The 22,128-nt window shown below is 58.9% G+C and carries 21 protein-coding genes and 1 pseudogene; all 22 read left to right on the top strand.

Going from position 1 to position 22,128, the window contains the following annotated elements; translation table 11 throughout:
- Positions 1-119: 119 nt before the first annotated feature.
- A pseudogene (gene sppA / locus ACTVDO_RS13765) lies at positions 120-722 on the top strand (signal peptide peptidase SppA); the annotation flags it as partial.
- Between the two features lie 13 nt (positions 723-735).
- The gene (locus ACTVDO_RS13760; RefSeq protein WP_020960912.1) at positions 736-1,209 is read left to right on the top strand and encodes an RDD family protein; all 474 of its coding nucleotides are present in this window, start codon (positions 736-738) and stop codon (positions 1,207-1,209) included.
- A 171-nt stretch (positions 1,210-1,380) separates the two neighbouring features.
- Positions 1,381-2,013, top strand: a complete 633-nt coding sequence (locus ACTVDO_RS13755) for a DUF2953 domain-containing protein (RefSeq protein ID WP_128754865.1) — start codon at positions 1,381-1,383, stop codon at positions 2,011-2,013.
- Positions 2,014-2,024: 11 nt separating this feature from the next.
- A complete protein-coding gene (gene ytfJ, locus ACTVDO_RS13750) occupies positions 2,025-2,495 on the top strand; it encodes a GerW family sporulation protein (protein ID WP_020960910.1) in 471 nt (156 codons plus the stop codon).
- 266 nt (positions 2,496-2,761) lie between these two features.
- Positions 2,762-3,262, top strand: coding sequence for a thiol peroxidase (gene tpx / locus ACTVDO_RS13745; RefSeq protein WP_020960909.1), 501 nt, complete (start codon positions 2,762-2,764; stop codon positions 3,260-3,262).
- 99 nt (positions 3,263-3,361) lie between these two features.
- Positions 3,362-4,351, top strand: coding sequence for a class I SAM-dependent methyltransferase (locus ACTVDO_RS13740; RefSeq protein ID WP_442901711.1), 990 nt, complete (start codon positions 3,362-3,364; stop codon positions 4,349-4,351).
- A gap of 197 nt (positions 4,352-4,548) precedes the next feature.
- A complete protein-coding gene (locus ACTVDO_RS13735; protein WP_041267985.1) occupies positions 4,549-5,739 on the top strand; it encodes an acetate kinase in 1,191 nt (396 codons plus the stop codon).
- A gap of 349 nt (positions 5,740-6,088) precedes the next feature.
- A complete protein-coding gene (locus ACTVDO_RS13730) occupies positions 6,089-6,601 on the top strand; it encodes a hypothetical protein (RefSeq protein ID WP_023817704.1) in 513 nt (170 codons plus the stop codon).
- A gap of 135 nt (positions 6,602-6,736) precedes the next feature.
- On the top strand, positions 6,737-7,087 hold the full coding sequence (locus ACTVDO_RS13725) for an SCP2 sterol-binding domain-containing protein (RefSeq protein ID WP_020960904.1): 351 nt from the start codon (positions 6,737-6,739) through the stop codon (positions 7,085-7,087).
- A gap of 109 nt (positions 7,088-7,196) precedes the next feature.
- Complete coding sequence (locus ACTVDO_RS13720) at positions 7,197-8,732, top strand: long-chain-fatty-acid--CoA ligase (RefSeq protein WP_442901710.1); 1,536 nt, start codon at positions 7,197-7,199, stop codon at positions 8,730-8,732.
- 179 nt (positions 8,733-8,911) lie between these two features.
- Complete coding sequence (locus tag ACTVDO_RS13715; RefSeq protein ID WP_442901709.1) at positions 8,912-10,036, top strand: acyl-CoA dehydrogenase family protein; 1,125 nt, start codon at positions 8,912-8,914, stop codon at positions 10,034-10,036.
- Positions 10,033-11,247 carry an acyl-CoA dehydrogenase family protein gene (locus ACTVDO_RS13710; protein ID WP_442901708.1) on the top strand — a complete coding sequence of 405 codons (1,215 nt, stop codon included), beginning with the start codon at positions 10,033-10,035 and terminating at the stop codon, positions 11,245-11,247. The genes ACTVDO_RS13715 and ACTVDO_RS13710 overlap by 4 nt, the downstream gene beginning before the upstream one ends.
- Before the next feature lie 146 nt (positions 11,248-11,393).
- The gene (locus tag ACTVDO_RS13705) at positions 11,394-12,185 is read left to right on the top strand and encodes an enoyl-CoA hydratase/isomerase family protein (RefSeq protein ID WP_020960900.1); all 792 of its coding nucleotides are present in this window, start codon (positions 11,394-11,396) and stop codon (positions 12,183-12,185) included.
- 14 nt (positions 12,186-12,199) lie between these two features.
- A complete protein-coding gene (locus ACTVDO_RS13700) occupies positions 12,200-13,042 on the top strand; it encodes an SDR family NAD(P)-dependent oxidoreductase (protein ID WP_442901707.1) in 843 nt (280 codons plus the stop codon).
- 69 nt (positions 13,043-13,111) lie between these two features.
- Entirely contained in the window at positions 13,112-14,254 is a 1,143-nt protein-coding gene (locus ACTVDO_RS13695; RefSeq protein WP_442901706.1) for a thiolase family protein, read from the top strand.
- Between the two features lie 21 nt (positions 14,255-14,275).
- Positions 14,276-16,021, top strand: coding sequence for an ABC1 kinase family protein (locus ACTVDO_RS13690; protein ID WP_442901705.1), 1,746 nt, complete (start codon positions 14,276-14,278; stop codon positions 16,019-16,021).
- 15 nt (positions 16,022-16,036) lie between these two features.
- Positions 16,037-16,363 carry a hypothetical protein gene (locus ACTVDO_RS13685; protein WP_020960896.1) on the top strand — a complete coding sequence of 109 codons (327 nt, stop codon included), beginning with the start codon at positions 16,037-16,039 and terminating at the stop codon, positions 16,361-16,363.
- Positions 16,364-16,481: 118 nt separating this feature from the next.
- Entirely contained in the window at positions 16,482-17,588 is a 1,107-nt protein-coding gene (locus ACTVDO_RS13680) for a Zn-dependent alcohol dehydrogenase (protein WP_442901704.1), read from the top strand.
- Positions 17,585-18,124: a hypothetical protein gene (locus tag ACTVDO_RS13675; RefSeq protein ID WP_442901703.1), complete on the top strand. Its 540-nt coding sequence runs from the start codon at positions 17,585-17,587 to the stop codon at positions 18,122-18,124. The genes ACTVDO_RS13680 and ACTVDO_RS13675 overlap by 4 nt, the downstream gene beginning before the upstream one ends.
- A 181-nt stretch (positions 18,125-18,305) precedes the next feature.
- The gene (locus tag ACTVDO_RS13670; protein ID WP_442901713.1) at positions 18,306-19,793 is read left to right on the top strand and encodes an aldehyde dehydrogenase family protein; all 1,488 of its coding nucleotides are present in this window, start codon (positions 18,306-18,308) and stop codon (positions 19,791-19,793) included.
- Positions 19,794-19,848: 55 nt separating this feature from the next.
- The gene (locus ACTVDO_RS13665) at positions 19,849-20,763 is read left to right on the top strand and encodes a R2-like ligand-binding oxidase (protein ID WP_442901702.1); all 915 of its coding nucleotides are present in this window, start codon (positions 19,849-19,851) and stop codon (positions 20,761-20,763) included.
- Positions 20,764-20,797: 34 nt separating this feature from the next.
- On the top strand, positions 20,798-22,087 hold the full coding sequence (locus ACTVDO_RS13660) for a hypothetical protein (RefSeq protein WP_442901701.1): 1,290 nt from the start codon (positions 20,798-20,800) through the stop codon (positions 22,085-22,087).
- The last annotated feature ends 41 nt before the right edge of the window (positions 22,088-22,128 follow it).

The raw sequence follows: 22,128 nt of genomic DNA, 5'->3' as shown, positions 1-22,128 counted from the left end.
GTCATATGGAACGACTAGCGATGGTAAAAAAAGGATTGCCATCGCTAGTCGTGTTGGTCGAAACGTTATTCTGAAAAACGAAATAAAAAATCCTTTCTTTCTACCCTGCTAGGGTGCGAAATGTGAGGATTTACGTATCGATGGGGGCGATGGCAGCATCAGGCGGCTATTACATCGCAACAGCCGGCGATAAAATTTTTGCCAGCCCGGAGACGATCACTGGCTCGATCGGCGTCATTATGCAAAGCTTGAACTACGAACAGCTGGCCAAAAAATACGGCGTCGAGCTCGTCACGATCAAAAGCGGCCCGTACAAAGACATCATGAATCCGGCGCGCAAAATGACCGATGCGGAGCGGGACATTTTGCAGCGGCTGATCAACCAGTCGTACGAGGCGTTTGTCGATGTCATTGCCGAAGGGAGAAAGCTGCCGGAAGAGACGGTGCGCAAGCTGGCGGACGGCCGCATTTACGACGGCCGGCAGGCGAAAGCGCTCCGGTTGATTGATGAGCTTGGCTATTTGGACGATGCGATTGCCGCGCTGAAAAAAGAGCATCGGCTCGCAGACGCCCAAGTGGTGAAATATGTAAGCGGTGCCCCATGGAGTTCGTTGTTTGCGCTCGCTTCCAGCAAGGCCAAGCCGGACAGCGAAGCGGCCGAACTGCTCCGGTTGTTGTCGCAGCCGTCCTCGCCGCGGCTTATGTATTTATACGCCGAGTAAGGGGGATGAAAACATGGAGGACATGCAAACGGCGGCGTCGACGGCGTCCATCCCCGATGCGGCGGTGGACTCCGCCCCCCGCTACGGCGGATTTTGGCTCCGCTTTTGGGCGTATTTGCTTGACGTCGTCGTCGTTTCAAGTGTAAACCGGCTCATTGTTTGGCCGTTGTTTCGTTGGCTCGATCTGCCGCTTGAGCGGGAAGACATGTTCGCCCCAGCCTCAGTGGCGGCGGCAGTCGTCTTTTACGCCTACTTTGTATTGATGACAAAAGCGTTCGGACAGACGCTTGGCAAAATGGTGTTCGGCTTAAAAGTTGTCGACGAGCGGGGCGTGCCGCTCACGTGGCTGACCGTGCTGTTTCGGGAAGTGATCGGAAAGTTCATCAGCAAAACATTGCTGTTTGTCGGTTTTTTATTTGTCGCTTTTTCGGAAAAGAAAAAAGGGATGCACGACCAGTTTGCCGATACGATCGTCATTCGCGATTGACTCGCTTTTGTTCGGATCGGCCTCTCATCCATCATATCCACCTGCCGCAATGGCAGGTTTATTTTTTTTCCATATGGTGACAATATGATATGGTGAAAGGAAGTGCGGACATTGAGAGTCGTGATCATAGCTGTCGTGGCGGGTATCCTGTTTCTCCTTCTGATCGCATGGATGAAAATCTCGGTGACGATTGTGTTTCGCCATGCCCGAGATGATGATGAGTATAAAATCGTTGTGCGCACGCTATTTGGCCTCATTCGTTATACGGTTCGCGTGCCGCTCATCAAGCTCGAAACCGAACCGGAGTCGCCCGGTGTGGCATTCGTTCATAAAGAAGGAGTCGGGGGGACGCGGGCCAAAAAGGAAAAGAAACGCAAATGGACGCCGGGAGACATAGTGGATTTCTTTCGACAAGTAAAACGATTTCTAAAACAAGTCGTTGACTTGCATGAAATTATGAAACGATTTTACCGCCATATCACGATTACAACATGGGAATGGAAAACGAACATCGGCACCGGTGATGCGGCGTCGACCGGGCTGGTCGCCGGGCTTGGCTGGTCGCTGAAATATACGATCACCGGCGCGGTGAGCCGCTACACGAAGATGAACACGATCCCGGTGATCGTGATCGTTCCCGCGTATGACCGGATTGTCTCGGAAACGTCGTTTTTATGTATGTTTCATTTCCGAATCGGGCATGCTATGGTAGCAGGATTGCGGATCATCAAACATTGGCGCGGACGGCGGCGCCTGCCGAAGCGAAAATCGCTTGCGGCAAGGCAGGCAAATGAAGGCTATTAGGAGGAATGATGATGACGAACCATCCGATCCAAGGGCTAATGACAACCGCGATGGAAAACTTAAAACAAATGATTGACGTCAACACGATTATTGGCGACCCGGTCGAGACGCCGGATGGCAGCGTCATTTTAACGGTGTCGAAGGTCGGGTTCGGGTTTGCAGCCGGCGGCAGCGAGTTTACGCTTGACAGCCAGCAAAACGGCCAAGGGGCGCAAACCGGCGGCAATGGGCAAAACGGGCAAGCCCAGGCAAACGGACATCCGTTTGGCGGCGGCAGCGGCGGCGGTGTGTCGATCACCCCGATCGCGTTTCTCGTCGTCAACTCATCGGGCGTCAAACTTCTCCATCTGGATGAAAGCACGCATTTATACGAAAAAATTCTTGATGTCGCCCCGCAGGCGTTTGAGAAAATTCAAGCAATGCTGAAGAAAAACAAGCAAGACGGTGCAGCTTCTGCCACGGCAAACGACTTTGACATTTAACATCTTTCCGAAAGAAGTCTCCCACTTCGAAGCGAAGGGAAAGTGGGAGATGAATTTCGGTTGGCGTTAACCAACGAATATGATAGAATATGGCTAGAACGGACACCTTTGGAACGAAGGGAAGCGTAAACGGTTCTTGTGTGTGGCTTACCGTTCGGCGAACACACACAAGTCGCTTGAAGCCCCCACCTCTAAGCGAAGTGTAGGGGGTGGGTAGTTCACTATGGAAATAGTACATATTTTTTCTTAAGGGGGAGAGAGAGCCCATGGCCAATGTGACGTTTAAAGGCAATCCGGTCACGCTCGTCGGCAATGAAGTGAAAGTCGGCGACAAGGCGCCGGACTTTACCGTGTTGAACCAAAATTTGCAAGAAGTGACGCTCGCCGATACGAAAGGGCATGTCCGTTTAATCAGCGTCGTGCCGTCGCTTGACACCGGCGTTTGCGACGCACAGACCCGCCGGTTTAACGAAGAAGCGGCGAAGCTTGACAATGTGAAAGTGCTGACAATCAGCGTCGATTTGCCGTTTGCCCAAAAACGGTGGTGCGGCGCCGCCGGCATCGAAAACGTCGAAGTGTTGTCCGACCATCGCGATGTGTCATTCGGACAAGCGTATGGCGTCTTGATCAAAGAATTGCGCCTGCTTGCCCGCGCGGTGTTTGTCATCGACAGCAACGACACGGTCACATACGTCGAATACGTGCCGGAAGTGACGAACCATCCGAACTACGAAGCGGCCATTGAAGCGGCAAAAGCGGCGAAATAAGGAAAAGACCCCGGCTTGTTCGGGGTCTTTTCTTGCTGCACGGGGCCGGATCGGCGTACAATGGCAGAAGAGACATGGGCCGAAAGGGGGATATACGGAATGATGACGCCCGTTGAGCGGCTGTTCACCGTATTGGATGAAACAGCTTCTATTTTGCAGGAAGAACTGCAATGCACGTACTTGGAAGCGGTCGCTGAAACAGGAGAAAATTTGTTTCATGGCGATGTGTTGCAAGACGAAGTGAGCGAGCTGAACACGAAACGGCTGAAAAAACAGTATTGCGAACTAGTGCTGAGCCGGTTTCAAAACGAGGACATCCGCAAGGCGTTTCAGCTTGCCGTTTTAAAAGGGATGCGCCAGCACGTTCAGCCGAACCATCAAATGACGCCGGATGCGGTCAGTTTGTTTTTGGCGTATTTAGTCCGGCGGTTTACGCGCCCGCATTTGGCGCTCACCGTCCTCGATCCAGCTGTCGGCACGGCGAACTTATTGACAGCGGTGCTAAACGGTCTTGCCGGCAAACAGGCGAAAAGTTATGGCGTCGATGTCGACGACCTGCTCGTCAAACTGGCGTATGTAAACGCCAACTTGCAACAACACGCGGTGCAGCTGTTTAACCAAGACAGCTTGCGTCCGCTCTTTGTCGAACCGGCCGATGTCATCGTCTGCGATTTGCCGGTCGGCTATTATCCGGACGATGACAATGCCGCCCGCTTTGCGTTAAAAGCGAAGGAAGGGCGGTCGTATGCGCACCATTTGCTGATCGAGCAAAGCTTGCGGTATACAAAAGACGGCGGCTATTTGTTTTTCTTGATCCCGAACACGCTGTTTTCAAGCCCGCAGGCCGGCCAGCTGAATGAATTTTTAAAAGAGGCGGCCATCGTTCAAGGAGTGCTGCAGCTGCCGCTGTCGATGTTTAAGCACGAACAGGCGGCGAAAAGCATATTCATTTTGCAAAAGAAAGGATCGACAGCGAAAGCGCCGAAACACGTGCTGCTCGCCGAACTGCCGCGCTTTTCCAACAAGACGGCGATGCAGGCGATGATGGCGAAAATCGATGCGTGGATTGCCGATGAAAAAGGGAGTTGACAGCCTCCAACACGCTTGGGGGCTGTTTTTATTTTCGCAACATAAAAACATTTCCTTGCAACCGATTACCAAAAGGGCAAGCGCTTGAAAGGAAGAAAGGGAAGGCATACAATGAAAAAGGCATGGTGAAACGGCGCCCAATCGCGCACAATAACGGTAGGTGCGATTGGATTTCGGAAAAAGGAGCTGTGAACTATATGGCGAAAGTGCTAGCCATTAATGCGGGAAGTTCGTCGTTGAAATTCCAATTGTTTGACATGCCGGCGGAAACGGTGTTGACGAAAGGGGTCGTCGAACGCATCGGCTTTGATGACGCCATTTTTACGATGGTTGTGAACGGGGAGAAGCAGCAGGAAGTGACTTCCATACCCAACCATGCGGTTGCGGTGAAAATGTTGCTTGACAAACTGATTCGCTACGGCATCATCCGGTCGTTTGACGAAATTGACGGCATCGGCCACCGCGTCGTCCACGGCGGGGAGAAATTCAGCGATTCGGTGTTGATCACGGATGAAGTGATGGAACAAATCGAAGAAGTGTCCGAGCTCGCCCCGCTTCATAACCCGGCCAACCTTGTCGGCATCCGGGCGTTTCAGGAAGTGCTGCCGAACGTGCCGGCCGTCGCCGTTTTTGATACGGCGTTCCACCAAACGATGCCCGAGCAGTCGTTTTTGTACAGCTTGCCATACGAGTATTACACGAAATTCGGCATTCGCAAATACGGCTTTCACGGCACGTCGCACAAATACGTCACCTTGCGCGCTGCCGAGCTGCTTGGACGGCCGATCGAGCAGCTGCGCCTCATCTCGTGCCATTTAGGAAACGGCGCGAGCATCGCGGCGGTTGAAGGCGGCAAATCGATCGACACGTCGATGGGCTTTACGCCATTAGCCGGCGTGGCGATGGGGACGCGCTCTGGCAACATCGATCCGGCGCTCATTCCGTACATTATGGAAAAAACGGGAATGACGGCGGACGAAGTCATTAACGTCTTGAATAAGAAAAGCGGCATGCTCGGCCTGTCCGGTATTTCCAGTGATTTGCGCGACTTGGAAAAAGCGGCGGCGGAAGGAAACGAACGGGCCGAGCTGGCGCTTGAAGTGTTTGCGAACCGCATTCATAAATACATCGGTTCGTATGCGGCGCGCATGTGCGGCGTCGACGCCATCATCTTCACCGCCGGCATCGGCGAAAACAGCGACGTCGTGCGCGCCAAAGTGCTGCGCGGCCTTGAATTCATGGGCGTTTACTGGGACCCGGCGTTAAACAAAGTGCGCGGCAAAGAAGCGTTCATCAGCTACCCGCACTCGCCGGTCAAAGTGCTCGTCATCCCGACGAACGAAGAGGTCATGATCGCCCGCGACGTCATGCGGCTGGCGCATTTGTAAACCATTCGCCAAGCAAAATGGATGTTGTCCCAAAACGGCAGCCCGAACGGAAAAGGGCGGCCGTTTTTTTCTGCTTTTCGGCGCCGGCCCCGGCCGGCCTTGCTTTTGGCTGTTTGTGAAGAAGCGCGCCGCCTCATGCCGGTTTTTTTCACGGCGTCCGGTGCTTTGTTTCGTGATGACGCGCGTCCCATGCCGGTTTTTTCGCGGCGTCCGGTGCGTTTCTTCCGCAATTGTGCGCCGCTCTTTGCGCCGGCCATGCCCCCTTCCCCCCCCGGTAATTGTCGGAATTGCCGCCGGCGCTGTTTCGCGCCAAAATGGGAGTAGCGAACCGGCAAAGGGGGGATGATCTGTGGGGCTGTTTCGCGATGACAGGCACGTATACCGGGTGATCGGCGAATTCATGCAAATCCCGGCGCGGCCGCGGACGGCGGAGGAGCTGCGGGCATGGTGGGGGCATCATCCGGCGTATCGCGAATACGGCGGGGAAGTGGAGCAAATCAACCGCATCGGCGAGCAAATCCGGCGGTCGCGCGCTGCGTTCGCCTTTTGTTTGACCGATCCGGAGGCGGTCATCGGCATCGATGCGAGGCGGCTGAACGAAGGCGAAAACTACGCCGTGTTTTTCGGGAGGTCGCCCACTGCCCCGGATGTCGCCATCCGGACGACCGGGGATGTCGCCCATCAGTTTTGGGGCGGCAACGTCAACGTTCCGCTGGCGCTCATGACCGGGAAAATGAAGGCGAAAGGGTCAAGGGCGAAAGCGCTGCAGCTCCTGCCGCGCATCGTGCCGGCGTTTCCGCTGTATCGCCGCTATTTGGAGCTGATCGACGAGCGCGCGCTGCTTGCGGCTTTGCGAGCGTAAAAACATCGGGGAGCGGCACGCCGGCGGGAAGAAAGTTCCGACGATTTTCGGGATAGGACAGGAACGGAAAACGCGTTATAGTAAAAGCACAAACAAAAATTTCAGATAGTTCAAAATTTTAAGGAGGCTGTGAAGATGACGACGGTAAGAGACATTTTCCAACTGATCGATTCACAATTGAGGGAGGATCCATCCCGCGCCGACGGAATCGTCGCGGTGTACCAATTCAACTTAAGCGGGGCCGATGCCGGAGTGTACCAAGTCGTTCTTCGCCCCGACGCCGGCTTTGTCATTGAAGGGGAGCAAGAAACGCCGGACTGCACGCTCAGCATGGACGGCGACGATTTTAAACAAATGGTCGACGGCGAGCTCAACGGAACGGAAGCGTTTATGAGCGGGCGTCTTCGCATCGACGGGGACATGGGATTGGCGCTCCGCCTTCAGGAAGTGTTGTCCGCCTACAACAGCGCCAAGCAAAACCAATAAGCGCGCTGACCGAACGGCGGCGCCGTCCGCCGGAAGGAAAGAAACGAAAGGCGGCGGGCCCGGCCTGCCTCGCCGGTCGGCCGCCTTTTCGGGTAAAGGAGACGGGGGAATGGACTTACGAACGGTATGGGCGAAAAATATCGAGCAGTTCGGTCCGTATCCGGCGCTCATTTTTGAAGGAAACGAATATACGAACGTGGAGTGCGACGCCCGTTCGTCCCAGCTGGCTCACGTGTTGATCGGGCTCGGAGTCAAGCCCGGCGACCGCGTCGTCGTCACGATGCCGAACAGCCCGGAAGTGATCATCGCTTTCAGCGCCGTCGCCAAAGCCGGGGCGGTTGTCGTGCCGGTGCTGCCGCTGTTGCAGGCGCAGGAGCTTCGTTACATTTTCCAAGATTGCGAACCGAACATCGTGCTGACCGCCGAGATGTTATGGGCGAAAGTGAACGAAGCGGCCCAAGGGCTGCCGTCGCCGCCGGCCATTTTTACGCTCGACAGCTCCGGCTCGCCGCGTTCGTTGCGAACGGCGATGGAGCAGGCTCCGTCCCATCTGCCGCCATTGGCGGTCGCCGATGGCGATGCGGCGGCCTTGCTTTATACGTCAGGAACGACCGGCCGGCCGAAAGGGGTCGTATTGACGCACCGCAACTTGTACACAAACGCCGAGGCGGCGGCCGAGATGGCGAAGCGGCTGCCCGTTGAATACGAACGCACGGGGCTCGGCGTGCTGCCGATCTCCCATGCATTCGGTTTCACGATGATGAATGTGGCGCTCCTTTTGGGCGACAAAATCGTCCTGCTGCCGTATTTCGAGCCAAAAAAAGTGCTCGAGGCGATCGAACGGCATCGGGTGACGCATACGGCGATGGTGCCGGCGATGTTTCACGCTTTATGCCATTACGCGGACGCCGACCGATACGACACCTCAAGCCTCGCCGCCTGCGTGTCCGGTTCGGCTTCGCTGCCGCCGTTGCTCGCCTGGCAGTTCCAGCGCAAGTTCAACTGCCTCATTTTAGAAGGATACGGATTGTCGGAAGCCGCCCCGATCGTGACGGCGACCGATCCGACGAAGCCGATCAAGCCGGGGTCGGTCGGACTTCCGCTGCCTGGCGTGCAAGTGGCGGTCGTCGACGAAAACGGCAACCGCCTGCCGCCGAATGAAGTCGGAGAGCTGATCGTCTCCGGGCCGAACGTGTTTCAAGGCTACTACAGAAAGGATGAAGAAACCCGCCAGGCGCTGCGCGACGGGTGGCTGTATACAGGCGACATGGCGCGCATCGATGAAGACGGGTATGTGTTTATCGTCGACCGGAAAAAAGACGTGATCATTCGCGGCGGATTCAACATTTATCCGCGCGATTTGGAAGAGCTGCTTCTCTCCCATCCCGCGGTCGTCGACGCCGGGGTGGTCGGCGTCCCATCGCCGAAAATGGGCGAGGAAGTCGCCGCTTATGTCGTCGTCCGGCGGGGAGCGAATGTGACGGAAGAGGAGCTCATCCGTTTTTGCCAGGAAAAGGTGGCGAAATACAAAAGCCCACGATTTGTCAAAATCGTCGGCTACTTGCCGAAAAACTTGCTTGGGAAGACGGACAAGAAAAAGCTGCGCGAATGGGCGGGCGAGTTTGTGGCGTCCGCCGAACGGTGACAGGCGCGCCGGGAAGGCTGGTGCGGAAGCAAAAACGGCTTTCTGGGCGGATGCAGGGAACGGTTGAACAGCGGCTTCCTTGCAGCGCAAAAACGGCCGGGGCAGATCAGGCGGCTGTTTTCACCGCGCCGTAGGCGGTGCGTCAAGGCGCCGCCATAGGAAAAGGGGGGAAGAAAACGATGATTTCATTTCGTCCGACGGAGGAGGAACAGGCGTTTTGCGAAGTGGCGAAAACGATCGCCTGCGACGAGCTGCGCCCACTTGCCCGCGAATGCGAACAGCGCCGCTCTGTAAGCGCATCCATAGCGAAGCGCCTTCACGAGCTGGGATTTTTGGCGCTTGAACTGCCGGAACAGTGGGGCGGACTCGAACTTCCGCTCATTTCGCAGGCGCAAATTTGGCAGGCGCTCAGCTTCGGGGATTTGGGCATCGTCCAAGGGCTTCCCGGGCCCGGGGAAGCGGCTTCGTTCATGCGCCTGACGCCGGGCCATCCGGTTTGGCGGCGGTATCGCGAAGCCGGGCAGGGGAGGATATGGTCGACGGCGGCGTTCGTTGACGGCGAGGAAACGATCGAGGTCCGCCGCCAAGGCGACGGGTATGTGCTGAATGGAACGTCGGCGCCGGTCCGATTGGCCGCGTCGGCCGAATGGGCGGTCATTGCCGCCAAAGACAGCGAAGGAGAACCGGTCATCGTCGTCCTTGATGATCAAGGATGGGAAACAGTGGAAGGTGATTTCCGGCTTGGATTGCTTGCGGCAAGGCTCGGCCGGCTCCGGTTTTCCGACCGGGTTGTCCGCGCTGATGGCGTGCTCGCCCGCGGCAGCGAGGCGGCGGCGTTATGGGCGCACGCCCGCGCCCGGCAGTGCGTGCTTGAGGCGGCCAAGGAAGTCGGCCTGATGGAGGCGGCGCTTGAGTATGCGATTCAATATACGGCCGGACGAAAAGCGTTCGGCCAGGAAATCGCCAAGTTTCAAGGCGTGTCGTTTACGATCGCCGAAATGGCGTTTGCATGCCGCGGGGCGAGAAACATCGTCTGGGCGGCGGCCTGCCGCGTCGACGAGCAAGGCGGGGCGGCGGAAGGCCATGCATGGCGGGCGCTCGCCCGCGCCCACCGGTCGGTGCGCTTCGTCACCGATCAAGCGGTGCAACTGCTCGGCGGGCACGGATATGTGCAAGAATACCCGGCCGAAAAATGGATGCGCGACGCTCAAGCGCAAGTGATGCTGTATGCGCGGGAAACGGATTGGCTCATCCGCCGCGGCGAACAGCTGCTGCGAGAACGGAAAGAGAGGGTGGCACGATGATTTCATTTGCCTTGTCGCCGCAGCAAAAGCAAATCAAAGAGCTCGTCCACTGGTTCGCCAAACATGAAGTGCGGCCGATCGCGCTCGAAGCCGACCGGCTCGGGCGGGTGCCGGACGAATGGCTCAAGAAAGTGAACAAAATGGGCATCCAGCTCAATGCGTCCTCATTCGGCGGCGGACGCGCGGCGGCCGATTCGGAGAAGAAACAGGAAAAAAGGGAGCGTGAAGGGAACCGCGTGGCCGTCATCGCTGCCGAAGAGCTCGCGTGGGGATGCCCGGCCGTCGCCTTGTCCCTTCCCGGCCCCGGCTTGGGCGGGCCGCCGGTTCAATCGAGCGGCACCCCGGAACAAAAGCAGCGGTTTTTGTCGATTTTCACGAAAGAGGAGCCGCGCTGGGGAGCCTATGCGTTGACCGAGCCGGAAGCCGGTTCGGACGTGTCCGGCATCCGCACGGCGGCAAGAAAAGTCGACGGCGGCTATATTTTAAACGGCCAAAAAATTTTCATCACAAACGGCGCCCGCGCTTCGTGGGTCGTCGTGTTCGCCACGGTCGACCCGACGCTCGGGCGCGCCGGGCACCGGGCGTTTGTCGTCGAAAAAGGGACGCCGGGCTTTACGGCCACCCGCACGGTCCACAAGATGGGGCTGCGCGCCAACGAAACGGCGGAACTCTTGTTTGAAGACTGTTTCGTCCCCGATGACAACCTGCTGGGCGGCGAAGCGTTGTACAGCGCGAGCGCCAACCGACCGTCCGGCTTCCAGGTGGCGATGAAAACGTTTGACAGCACGCGGCCGATCGTCGCCGCCATGGCGGTCGGCATCGCCCGCGCCGCCTATGAGTATACGCTTGACATCGTCCGGAGCGGCTATCCGAAACAAGGGCGGCTGTATTACGAAGCGGCCGAGCGGCTCGCCGAAGCCGAACAAGAGATCGAGGCGGCGCGCCTGCTTACGTGGGAGGCGGCGTGGAAGGCGGACATCGGCGAACCGAACGCCATGGAAGCAGCCATCTGCAAGGCCGTCGCCGGGAAAATGGCGCTTCATGTGTGCGCCATGTGCCTGGAACTGCTCGGTCCCGTCGGCCTTGACGGGCATTTGGTGGAGAAGTTGTACCGCGACGTGAAAGTGTTTGATATTTTCGAAGGCACGCAGCAAATCCAGCGCCTCGTCACCGCAAGGCGGCTGTATGCGCCATACGGCGTGCACGTCTAGAGGACCGTCCGCCCCAAACGCCCTTTTCGCAAGTGGAACACCAGCTCTTCTCTCACAATAGAAAACACCAATTGAGCGAAAACCGTGGTTGTTCACCAACTTTCCGGACGGACGGTGAACCGGAACGAATGAAAGGGGGAATTCCGATGGCTTACGAAACGCTTCGCCTGGAGCGGCGGGCGAAAGGAGTGGCATGGATCGTCATCGACCATCCGCCGGCGAACGCCATTAGCGAACGGCTGATGCACGAGCTGGAACAAGCGGCCGATGAGCTCGAAGCCGACCGCGGCGTGCGCGTCGTCGTCATCGCGTCGGCGCACCCGAAAACGTTTCTCGCCGGCGCCGACCTGAAAGACATGATCCAGCGCGGGAGCCAGTTTGCCGGCAATGAAGCCGGCATCGCCGAGCAAAGCGCCCGCATGCAGCGCTGCTTTGACCGGTTCGCGACGATGCCGAAGCCGGTCATTGCGGCCATCAACGGCTATGCGCTCGGCGGCGGCTGCGAGCTCGCCTTGGCGTGCGATTTCCGCATCATGGGCGGCGGCAAAATCGGCCTGACGGAAGTGTCGCTCGGCCTCATCCCGGGGGCGGGCGGCACGCAGCGGCTGACGCGACTTGTTGGGCGGGCGAAGGCGACGGAGCTCATTTTTCTCGCCAGACGGCTCGACCCGCAAGAGGCGCTCGAACTCGGCCTCGTTCATCGCATCGCGCCCCCGGAGCGGCTCGAAGAAGAAGCGGCGGCGTTTGCCGAGCAGCTGTCAGAAGGCGCGGTGCGGGCGATGGGGCTCGCCAAGCGGGCCATCCACGCCGCCGACGCGCTTTCGGAGGACGGATTTGGCATCGAAGCGGCGTCATTTGCGGCCACGTTTAAAACCGGGGAGCCGGCGATCGGGCTGGCGGCGTTTTTCCAAAAGAAACAACCGCAATTTTTGCGATAAACGGAGGGATCGGGATGTCATCATGGGCGGAGTTGTTGAAAGGGAAAGTGGCGGTCGTCACCGGCGCTTCACGGGGGCTTGGGCGCGCCGACGCTCTGGCGCTCGCCGAGGCGGGGGCGGATGTCGTCATCACCGATATTTTGCTTGAATCGGATGAAGAAAGCAAACAGACGGCGCAAAAGTATGGGCCGCTCTCGCAAGTCATGCAAAGCACGAAAGTCATCTATGCCGAAAAAACGGCGGACGAAATCCGCGCCATGGGGCGGCGGGCGATGGCCATCAAAATGGACGTCACCGACCGCGAGCAGGTGAAGGAGGTGTTCGCCCGCGTCAAAGAAGAGTTCGGCTCGATCGACATTTTGGTCAACAACGCCGGCACGCTCGACCACGTGTCGCAAATCGAAAAGCAAAACGACGAGTTTTGGGAGCGCGATTTGCGGGTGAACTTGACCGGCACGTACAACTGCACGAAAGCGGTGTGGCCGTACATGAAAGAGCAAGGGTGGGGGCGGATCATCAACATGTCGTCCGTCGCCGGCACGCTCGGCGGCTTTGGCCAGGCGAGCTATTCGGCGACGAAAGGAGCGGTGTTGAGCTTTACGAAAAGCATGGCGCTCGAAGGGGCGCGCTACGGCATTACGGTGAACGCCATCGTGCCGGGCATCATCAACACGGAAGCGTTTCGCATGGGCAACCCGAAAATGAACGAGCGCATGATCCAGCGCACCGCGTTCCGCCGTCCGGGCGAGCCGGAAGATGTGGCCAACGCCATTGTGTTTCTTTGCTCCGATAAGGCGAAATACATTACAGGCATCGGGTTGAATGTGTCCGGCGGCATCGAACTGTTTACGTTTTGAAGAATCCGGAGAAGAAGGCTGCCGCGGCTTTGGCCGCGCAAGGAATCCATACGGAACAGGGGGAGCGGCATGAGGGAAGTGGTGATCGTCGACGCCGTGCGCACGGCGATCGGCAAGAAAAAAGGGGCGCTCTCAAGCGTCCACCCGGTCGATTTGCTCGCTCCGGTGCTGCGGGCGCTTGTTGACCGGAACGGGCTGGACGCCAGCCTAGTCGACGATGTTGTTGTCGGCTGCGTGACGATGACCGGGGAGCAAGGCGGCAATATCGGCCGCCAGGCGGTGCTCGCCGCCGGGTTCCCGGTCAGCGTGCCGGCGTTTTCCTTAAACCGGATGTGCGGCTCGAGCCAGCAGGCGATCCATAACGCCGCGCAAGCCATTTTGGCCGGCGACATCGACATTGCCATCGCCGCCGGGGTTGAAAGCATGACGCGCGTGCCGATGGGAAGCGACATGGGGCGGTTCAGCCGCCGGCTGACGAGCCGGCACAACATCGTGCCGCAAGGGATTTCCGCGGAGATGATCGCCAAAAAATGGGGATTGTCGCGGGAAGAGCTGGATGAATTTTCGCTCGCCAGCCATGAAAAAGCGGCGGCCGCCGCCGATCATGGGATGTTTGAGCGGGAAATCCTTCCGCTTGATGTCCCGGGCGAGGAAGGGCCGGTTGTATTCGCCCGCGATGAAGGCATTCGCCGCGACACGTCGAAGGAAAAGCTGGCGGCGCTCATGCCATCGTTCCAACCGAAAGGCGGCGTCATCACAGCGGGCAACTCGAGCCAAGTGAGCGACGGGGCGGCCGGCGTGCTGCTTATGTCGGCGGAGAAAGCCCGGCAGCTTGGCCTGCGTCCTAGAGCGCGCATCATCGCCCGCACCGTGGTCGGTGAAGATCCGGTCATAATGCTCACCGGCATTATTCCCGCCACGAGGAGCGTCCTGCAAAAAGCGGGGCTGCGCCTTGACGAGATCGATGTGATCGAAGTGAACGAAGCGTTCGCTTCCGTCGTAAAAGCGTGGGAGCGGGAACTCGAGCCGGATATGGCGAAAGTGAACCCGCGCGGCGGCGCGATCGCCCTCGGCCACCCGCTCGGTGCGAGCGGGGCCCGGTTGATGACGACGCTTCTTCATGAGCTCGAGGACATGGGCGGGACATACGGGCTGCAAGTGATGTGCATCGGCTTTGGCATGGCGACCGCCACCATTATTGAACGGCTGTAAAGCGGAGAGGAGGGAAGCCGTTTGCACGCGTCGATCGAAACGGCCAAACCAAAACCGGCCCGCGACTGGGCGGCGATGGGCGCGGCCATCGAAGAGGAACTGGCCGCCATTACGGCGGGAAAACGGCGGCGGAAAATCATGGCCGTGCTCGTTAAAAACGGGCTCGGCATGGTGCTGGGCGACGCCATTGCCCACAGGATGCGGGGAAAGGGAGGGGACAATGACTATTGGCGCCACATCGGCCGCCGGCTGCGCCTGGCGTTTGAGGAGCTTGGCCCGACGTTCATCAAGCTCGGGCAAGTGCTCGTCACAAGGCAAGATTTATTGCCGGAGCCGGTGACGGTCGAACTTGAGAAGCTGCTCGACCGGGTGCCGCCGATCGAGTTTGCCAAAATTCAATACATTCTCGAACGCGAGCTGCCTGACGGTCTTGAGACGTTTGAGTGGATCGACGAAACGCCGCTCGGTTCAGCGTCGCTCGCGCAAGTATACAAGGCGAAGCTGAAAGACGGGCCCGTTGTGGCTGTGAAAGTCGTGCGCCCGACGGTCGAAAAGCTGTTTCAAACCGATATCGCCATCATCAAAAAAATGGCCGCCCGCCTGCAGAAGCGGCTGCCGCCTGAACTGCAGGCCGCCCTTGATCTCGGGGGGCTTGTGCAAGATTACTACAGCAGCGCGATGGATGAACTGGACATGACGGAAGAAGCGCGAAAAATGAAAGAAATGAAGCAAAAGTATGAGAGGAGGGCCGAACATGTCACGGTTCCGCACGTGTACGACGCGACGAAAAGCGTTTTGATCATGGAGTACGTTGACGGCTGGCTTATGAAAGATTTCCCCGTTGATTTTCTCACCTTCGAAGAGCGGGTCAGCATCATGATCGACCTCGTCCACCATTACGTGCAGACGATGCTCGACGGCCATTACCACGCCGATGCCCATGGCTCCAACATTATGATCGACAAACGGACGAAAAAGGCGGTCATCATCGACTGGGGAATGACGGGCAGGATGGACAGCGTGATGGCGCAAATTTTAATGCGCGTCATTTTGCACATCCAGCTCAATCAGGCGGAAGACGCCGCCGAAGTGTTTATGGAGCTCATGTCGCCGACCGTCTACACCGACGTCGTCAAGCTGAAAGATGAACTGCGGACGTTGACGCTGAATTACGTCAACGCCCACCAGGGAAGCAGCCGCTACAACTACGGCCGCCTCGTGCTCGAAGCGACGGCGATCGGGCTTCGCAACTACTGCAAAGTGCCAAGCGGCCTGGCGCTATGGGCGAAAGGGTTTTCCGCCACCGAAGGGACGGCGCGCTGGATTTGCCCGGAGATTTCGTACGGCGAAGTCGTCGAAGCGTATGAAATTCCGATTTTGAAAAGCATTCTTGGAAAGCGCTTTAATTTCCGCGCCAACGCGAGTCTTGTCGCGGAAGCCGCGGAGATGATCGCCACCTTCCCGCGCCGGTTCAACAAAGTGCTCGAGACGATGGCCGAAAACAAATGGCGCATGACCGTGCAAGTGCAAACCGATCCGGTGACGCGCAACACGCTCAACCAAATCGCCAACCGGCTGGCGCTTTCCTTGATCGCGTTTGCCATCATGATGGCGACCGGATTCATCATTGCCAGCATCCCGGGCGGAACGTTTCTCGGCATGGACAAAACGACCGTCGCCAACATCGGCCTGGCTGCGTCCATCGTGTTGATCGCGTTTCTTGGCTGGCGGCTGTTCCGCACGCGCAAGCAAAGGCCGCGGTTTTAACGGGGGGTGAGAACTGTGTGCGATGAACAAGAACAGCTGACGATGTCCAAACGCATCGAAGCGTTTTACCGGCAAAGCGGCGGACCGGGAAGCCCGATAATCCGCCGCCTGCTTGACCGGCATTTGCTGTATGGCAAAGACCACGGCCTTCCCGGAAAGCGGGAGGAGTTCGAAGATGCGTTTCGCGAAGTGTTTTTGCAAGACCATTCGACCCGCTCGCTCGTTCTCGGCCTCTTCAAGCTGAAATCAACGCTCAAGCACGAATGGGACGCCTATTTGGAGGCGCTAAAGGGCCGCTCGGCTTCCGCCGGGGAAGCGGACCTCGCGCGCAAACGGGGGTAAGCGGGCGGGCGCGCAGCGTGAAAGACTCCACCCGGGCTTGTCCCCTTGGGCATTGGCGGGTGTTGTCAGAGCGGGCTTCGCCTTTGAACAACGGGAGGGAACAAGGAGGGAACGGTATATGGCGAAAGCTGCCATTTTGCACCGCTACGGGGAGCCGCTGGCGGTTGAAGACGTGGAAGTGGCGGGCCCTAAGCGCGGAGAAGTGAAGGTGAAACTGAAAGCGGCGGGCCTTTGCCATAGCGACTGGCATGTCATTCAAGGGCAACTGCCTCTTCCGCTGCCGATCGTGCTTGGGCACGAAGGAGCGGGCATTGTGGAAGAAGTCGGGGAAGGAGTCACGAGCGTGCAAGTCGGCGACCATGTCGTCTTGAACTGGGTGCCGTCATGCGGCCGCTGCCGCTGGTGCCGCACCGGGCGGCCCGACCTTTGCGAAGAGGCGGCGCGGCTGACGGCGACCGGCACGCTTCTTGACGGGACGACGCGTTTTTGGTGGAAAGGAAAGACGGTGTACCAATTTTTAACCGCCGGGGCGTTCAGCGAATATACCGTCGTGCCGGAACAGGCGGCCATCCCGATCCGCCGCGACGTGCCGTTTGAGGTGGCCGCCTTGGTCGGCTGCAGCGTCATCACCGGCGTGGGCGCTGCCATCCACACCGCGCAAGTGCGCCCCGGCAGCACGGTGGCGGTCGTTGGCGCCGGCGGCGTCGGGTTCAACATTATTCAAGGCGCCGCCTTGGCCGGGGCGAAACAAGTGATTGCCGTTGATGTCGTCGACGAGAAACTGGCGGCGACGAAAACGTTCGGGGCGACGCACACCGTCAACGCCCGCGAGGAGGACGCCGTCAGCGCCGTGCTCGACTTGACCGACGGCCTCGGCGTCGACTACGCGTTTGAAGCGATCGGCCGTCCGGAAACGATGGCCGATGCGTACAACATGGCGAGAAAAGGGGGAATGACGGTCATCGTCGGCATCGCCGCCCCGCATGAGACGGTGGGGATCAACGCGTTTTCCTTGCCGTCGCAGGCGAAAACGCTGACCGGCTCCTGGCTCGGCCAAGGCAACCCGCCGGTGGACTACCCGAAGCTGCTTGACTTGTATGCGGCCGGCAAGCTGAAGCTTGAGCCGCTCATCAGCGCGGTCTATTCCCTCGAGCAAATCAACGACGGGTTTGCCGCCCTAAAAAGCGGGCAAAACATTCGCGGCATCATCCGTTTTGCGGAATGAACGATTCGGTTGGCGCGGATGGCGCCATCGCCGTGGACGAAGCGCCCGGCAGCCGCCGTCCGCCGGCTGAATGGAAGAACGAACGGAAAAAAAGGAGGATCGATATGCCCGTCTTTCAAAGCGAACAAGAATTGTACGATGTGCTCGGCCGCTTTTTTGAGCGGGTGGCCGAAACGGAAGAGTCGAAAGAACTGATCGCCTCGACGGAGCTCGGGCTCGGTTATGACGCGTTTGTCCAATACGTTTTCCATAAGCCGGAAGCGAAAATAACATGGACCGTCGAAAACGGGGCGTTGAAAATCGTCTGTGGCGAAACAGGCTTGCGTCCGGAGCTCGTGTTTGAGCAGACGGCCGATGTCGGGCATAAGTTTTGGCTCGGCAAGCTCGACTTGCAGCAGGCGCTCGCCCGCCAGCAGATCAAAGTGCAAGGGCCGCTTGTCAACGCCTTGAAAGTATTGCCGCAGCTGGACGCCATTTACCCGGCGTACCGCGAATATTTGCAAGAAATCGGGCGGGACGATTTGCTGCAGCGGTGAACAAACGGGAAACGGAAATGAGAACATCGGCCGCCGCATTGCCCGGCCGCTATGGCCGCCGAGCGGACGAAACGGTGCGCTGCATGGCGTCTTCGGGCATGGCGCCGGGTTCATCGGACGAAGGACACGCGGGTTCCTCCTTGCCAGCAGGAAGGAGGGGCATTGGAAAGGAGAGATAATGGTGATTTCTGCCAAAACAACCGAAGCGTATTTATGGATCGGCGGCGAGTGGCAGCCGGCGGCGGACGGGGCGATGTTTGACGTCATCGATCCGGCGGCAGGGCGGGTGACGGCCCGCGTCGCCAACGCCGGGGAAGCGGATGTCGACAAAGCGGTCGCCATCGCTCAAGAGGCGTTTGACGATCAGCGCTGGCTGTCGATGCCGCCGCTTGAGCGCGGGCGCATCTTGCGGCGCATCGCCGAGCTGATCCGCCAGCACCACCATGAACTCGCACAGCTCATGACGCGGGAAAACGGCATGCCGGTCAATCAGGCGCTGTTTATTGAAATTCCGCTCGCCGCCGACTGCTTCGACTTTTTCGCCTCGCTCGTTGTCAAGCCGCACGGGGAGGTGCTGCCGTTTTCCGTCGCCGGCGCGGCCTCTGATTACATGACGTGGACGGTCAAAGAGCCGATCGGGGTGGCGGGGCTCATCACCCCGTGGAATTTCCCGCTTTTGATGCCGACATGGAAAATCGCCCCGGCGCTCGCCGCCGGCTGCACGATCGTGTTGAAACCGGCGCCGGAAACGCCGCTGACCGCGCTCAAACTCGCCGAACTTTGCCATGAGGCCGGCGTGCCGGAAGGGGTTGTCAACGTCCTGCCCGGGCTCGATGAAGCCGGCAAAGCGCTCGTCCGCCATCCGGGCGTGCCGAAAATCGCCTTCACCGGCGAGACGGCGACCGGCCGCCATATTTTGCAGGCTGCCGCGCCCTACATCAAGCGGGTGACGCTTGAACTCGGCGGGAAGTCGCCGAACATCATCTTCGCCGACGCCGATCTTGAACAGGCGGCGAAAAGCGCCCTGTTTGGCGTATTTTACAACTCCGGGCAAGTGTGCCAGGCCGGAAGCCGCATTTTGGTTGAACGTGCGGTGTACGAACCGTTTGTCGAGCGGCTGGCCGAGCGGGCGAAAAAGCTGAAAGTCGGTCCCGGTGCGGATGCGCGCAACGACTTGGGCCCTGTCATCAGCCGGGAGCAATACGAAAAAGTATTGCGCTACATCGACATCGGCAAGCGGGAAGGAGCGAGGCTCGCCGCCGGCGGGAGCGCTTTGGATGAGCGGGGCGGCTATTTCATCGAACCGACCGTTTTTGCTGACGTCACGCCGTCGATGCGCATCGCCTGTGAAGAAATTTTCGGACCGGTGGCGGCGGTCATTCCGTTTGAAGGGGAGGAGGAAGCGGTCCGCATCGCCAACGGGACGATGTACGGCTTGGCCGCCGCGGTGTGGACGAACGACATCAAGCGGGCGCTCCGCCTCTCGCGGCGGGTGAAAAGCGGAACCGTTTGGATCAACACGTACCAAGTGCTGTCGCCGACCGCGCCGTTTGGCGGCTGCAAGCAAAGCGGACTCGGCCGCGAGCTCGGGATGCAGGCGCTTGACGCGTATCTCGAGACGAAAACGGTCATTTGCGACCTCAATGAACGGCCGATGACGTTGTTTTAAAAGGACGAACAGCGGCGCATCACGATCGATTTTTCATAAGGGGAGGGAGATCACGATGGTCCATCATGACGGCTTTCAAACGGTGAAAGGAACGATCGATTGGGAGCATCCAATGTACAAACTGTATGAAAAAGCGAAGCGAAACGGGAAGTGGAATCCGGCGGACATCGATTTCAGCCAAGACCAGAAGGATTTTGCCAGTTTGACGAGCGAAGAAAAAATTTCCGCGCTGCCGCTTATCGCCGGCTTCTCGGCCGGGGAAGAGGCGGTGACGCTCGACATTTTGCCGATGGCCCACGCCCTCGCGCGCCAAGGGCGGCTTGAAGATGTGTTGTTTTTGACGACATTTATGCACGATGAAGCGAAGCATGTCGAGATGTTTTCCCGCTGGCAGCAGGCGGTCGGCATCGGGCAAATGGATTTATCCGTCTTCCATAACGACGATTACAAGCGCATCTTTTACGAGGCGCTGCCGGACGCGATGAACCGGCTGTACACCGACGACTCGCCGGAAGCGGTCATCCGCGCCGCCACCGTCTACAACATGATCGTCGAAGGGACGCTGGCCGAGTCAGGCTATTACACGTTCCGGCAAATTTACAAAAAAGCCGGGCTGTTCCCGGGCCTTCTGCAAGGGATCGATTACTTGAACATGGACGAAGGCCGCCATATTCAGTTCGGCCTGTACACGATCCAGCGGCTTGTCAACGAAGACGAGCGGTATTACGAGTTGTTCATCAAGTATATGGATGAATTATGGCCGCATGTCACCGGCTATGTCGCCTATTTGACCGAGCTCGGCAAGCGCCAGCAGCAGCTCGCCCGCACGTATGCGTTGGAAATCGACTATGACCTGCTCAACCGCTATGTCGTCAAGCAGTTCAACATCCGTAAACAGCAAATCAGCCGGGCGAAGCGGGTTGACAGCGTCGAGGAGCTCGAAAAAACGCTGAGCGAGGCGGAACGGTGAAAACCGGCGCAGGGCGGCTGACAGGAGGATGAAGATGGCAAAACGATTGCAGCGAATCGCGGTCCTTTCCGTGCTGGCCGTTTTGGCGGCGGCGGCCGGCTGGCTGTTGGGCGCCGGCCGGGCGGCGGCGGAAGGGCAGGAGCCTTCGGGCTTTGTCATTCATGCCGATAAAGTAGTGGGAACGCTTGATTTGGGCGGAATCGTGCTAAAAATGCCGGTCCTGTTCACGGGAGACATGCCGATCGCCTTTATGCAAGCGAAAATATACGGGATGACGTTGACAAAACAGCAAACGATGGCCGGGCATACGGTGTCGTTTACGTTTCATACCGATCAAGCGGCGCAGACGAAATGGTTGAAAATGAGAGTGAAAAAACTGAAAATCGGCGGGCTGTGCACAGACGGCGTGCCGCTTGTCGAGCAATGTTTGAAAGATGTAACGGTCGTGGCGACGGAACTGACAGCCGACGAACTGGCGATCCCGCAGCTGTCAGCTTCCGTTGCCTTCGGCGCTGCTCCGGCGGACAGCGGTGGCTCGCCTGAGACGGCCAGCGGGCAGCAGCCGGAAGCGCCATCGGGAGCAGATGAACCGCCTGTGAAGGAGCCGGACGAGCCGGCGCTGCAGGGAGAGAAACCGCCCGCTTCGGCGCCTGATGACCAGTCGGGGTCTGCACCGCCCGCTTCGGCGCCTGATGACCAATCGGGATCCGCACCGCCCGCTTCCGCGCCTGACGGCCAGTCGGGGTCCGGGCCGGGCAGCCAGCCGGGGGCGGCACCGCCCCTTCCAACGTCGGACGGTGAATCAGCAGGCGGCGGCAACGGCAGCGGTTCTTCTCCGGAAGAAGGGGACTCTCCGGCAGCTGAGCCAGAACCGCCGCCGTCATCCTCCCCTGGAACGAATCCCGTTGGCGGGCTGATTGAGAGCATAACCGAGAAACAGGAAGAAACGAGCCGGCTCATCGAGGAGATCAAAGAAGCTGTGCAGGACGGCTTGAACGGGGAGGCGGCAGAAGGGGTGGAGAAAGCCGTCAACGATGGACAGGAGCTGCTGGATGAGCAGCTGAAACAAATCAACGCCGCCCTCGAGCAAACAAAAGCGCAGCTCGAAAACGCGCAGCGGGAGCTGGCCGATAAGAAGGAGGCGGCTGAGGAACGGATGGGTCCGCTGCCGTTTTTGGACGCCAATGAAGCGAAAAAGGCGATCGAACAGACGGCTGAGAGCATCCGGCAGCACGAAGCGCAGCTTGAACAGCTGCAAAAACTCAAGCAGCAGCTCGAGAAACAAGCAAAAGAGCTGAGCGGCTGGCTGGGGGCGCTGCCATAGGCCGGAGGGCGCCGCCGGCGGAAAGAGAAAAAGGGGCGTGC

Source organism: Geobacillus sp. BK01, assembly GCF_052220245.1.
Classification (GTDB): domain Bacteria; phylum Bacillota; class Bacilli; order Bacillales; family Anoxybacillaceae; genus Geobacillus.
The sequence above is the reverse complement of the archived record's forward strand: the minus strand, read 5'-3'. Positions and strand labels throughout refer to the sequence as shown.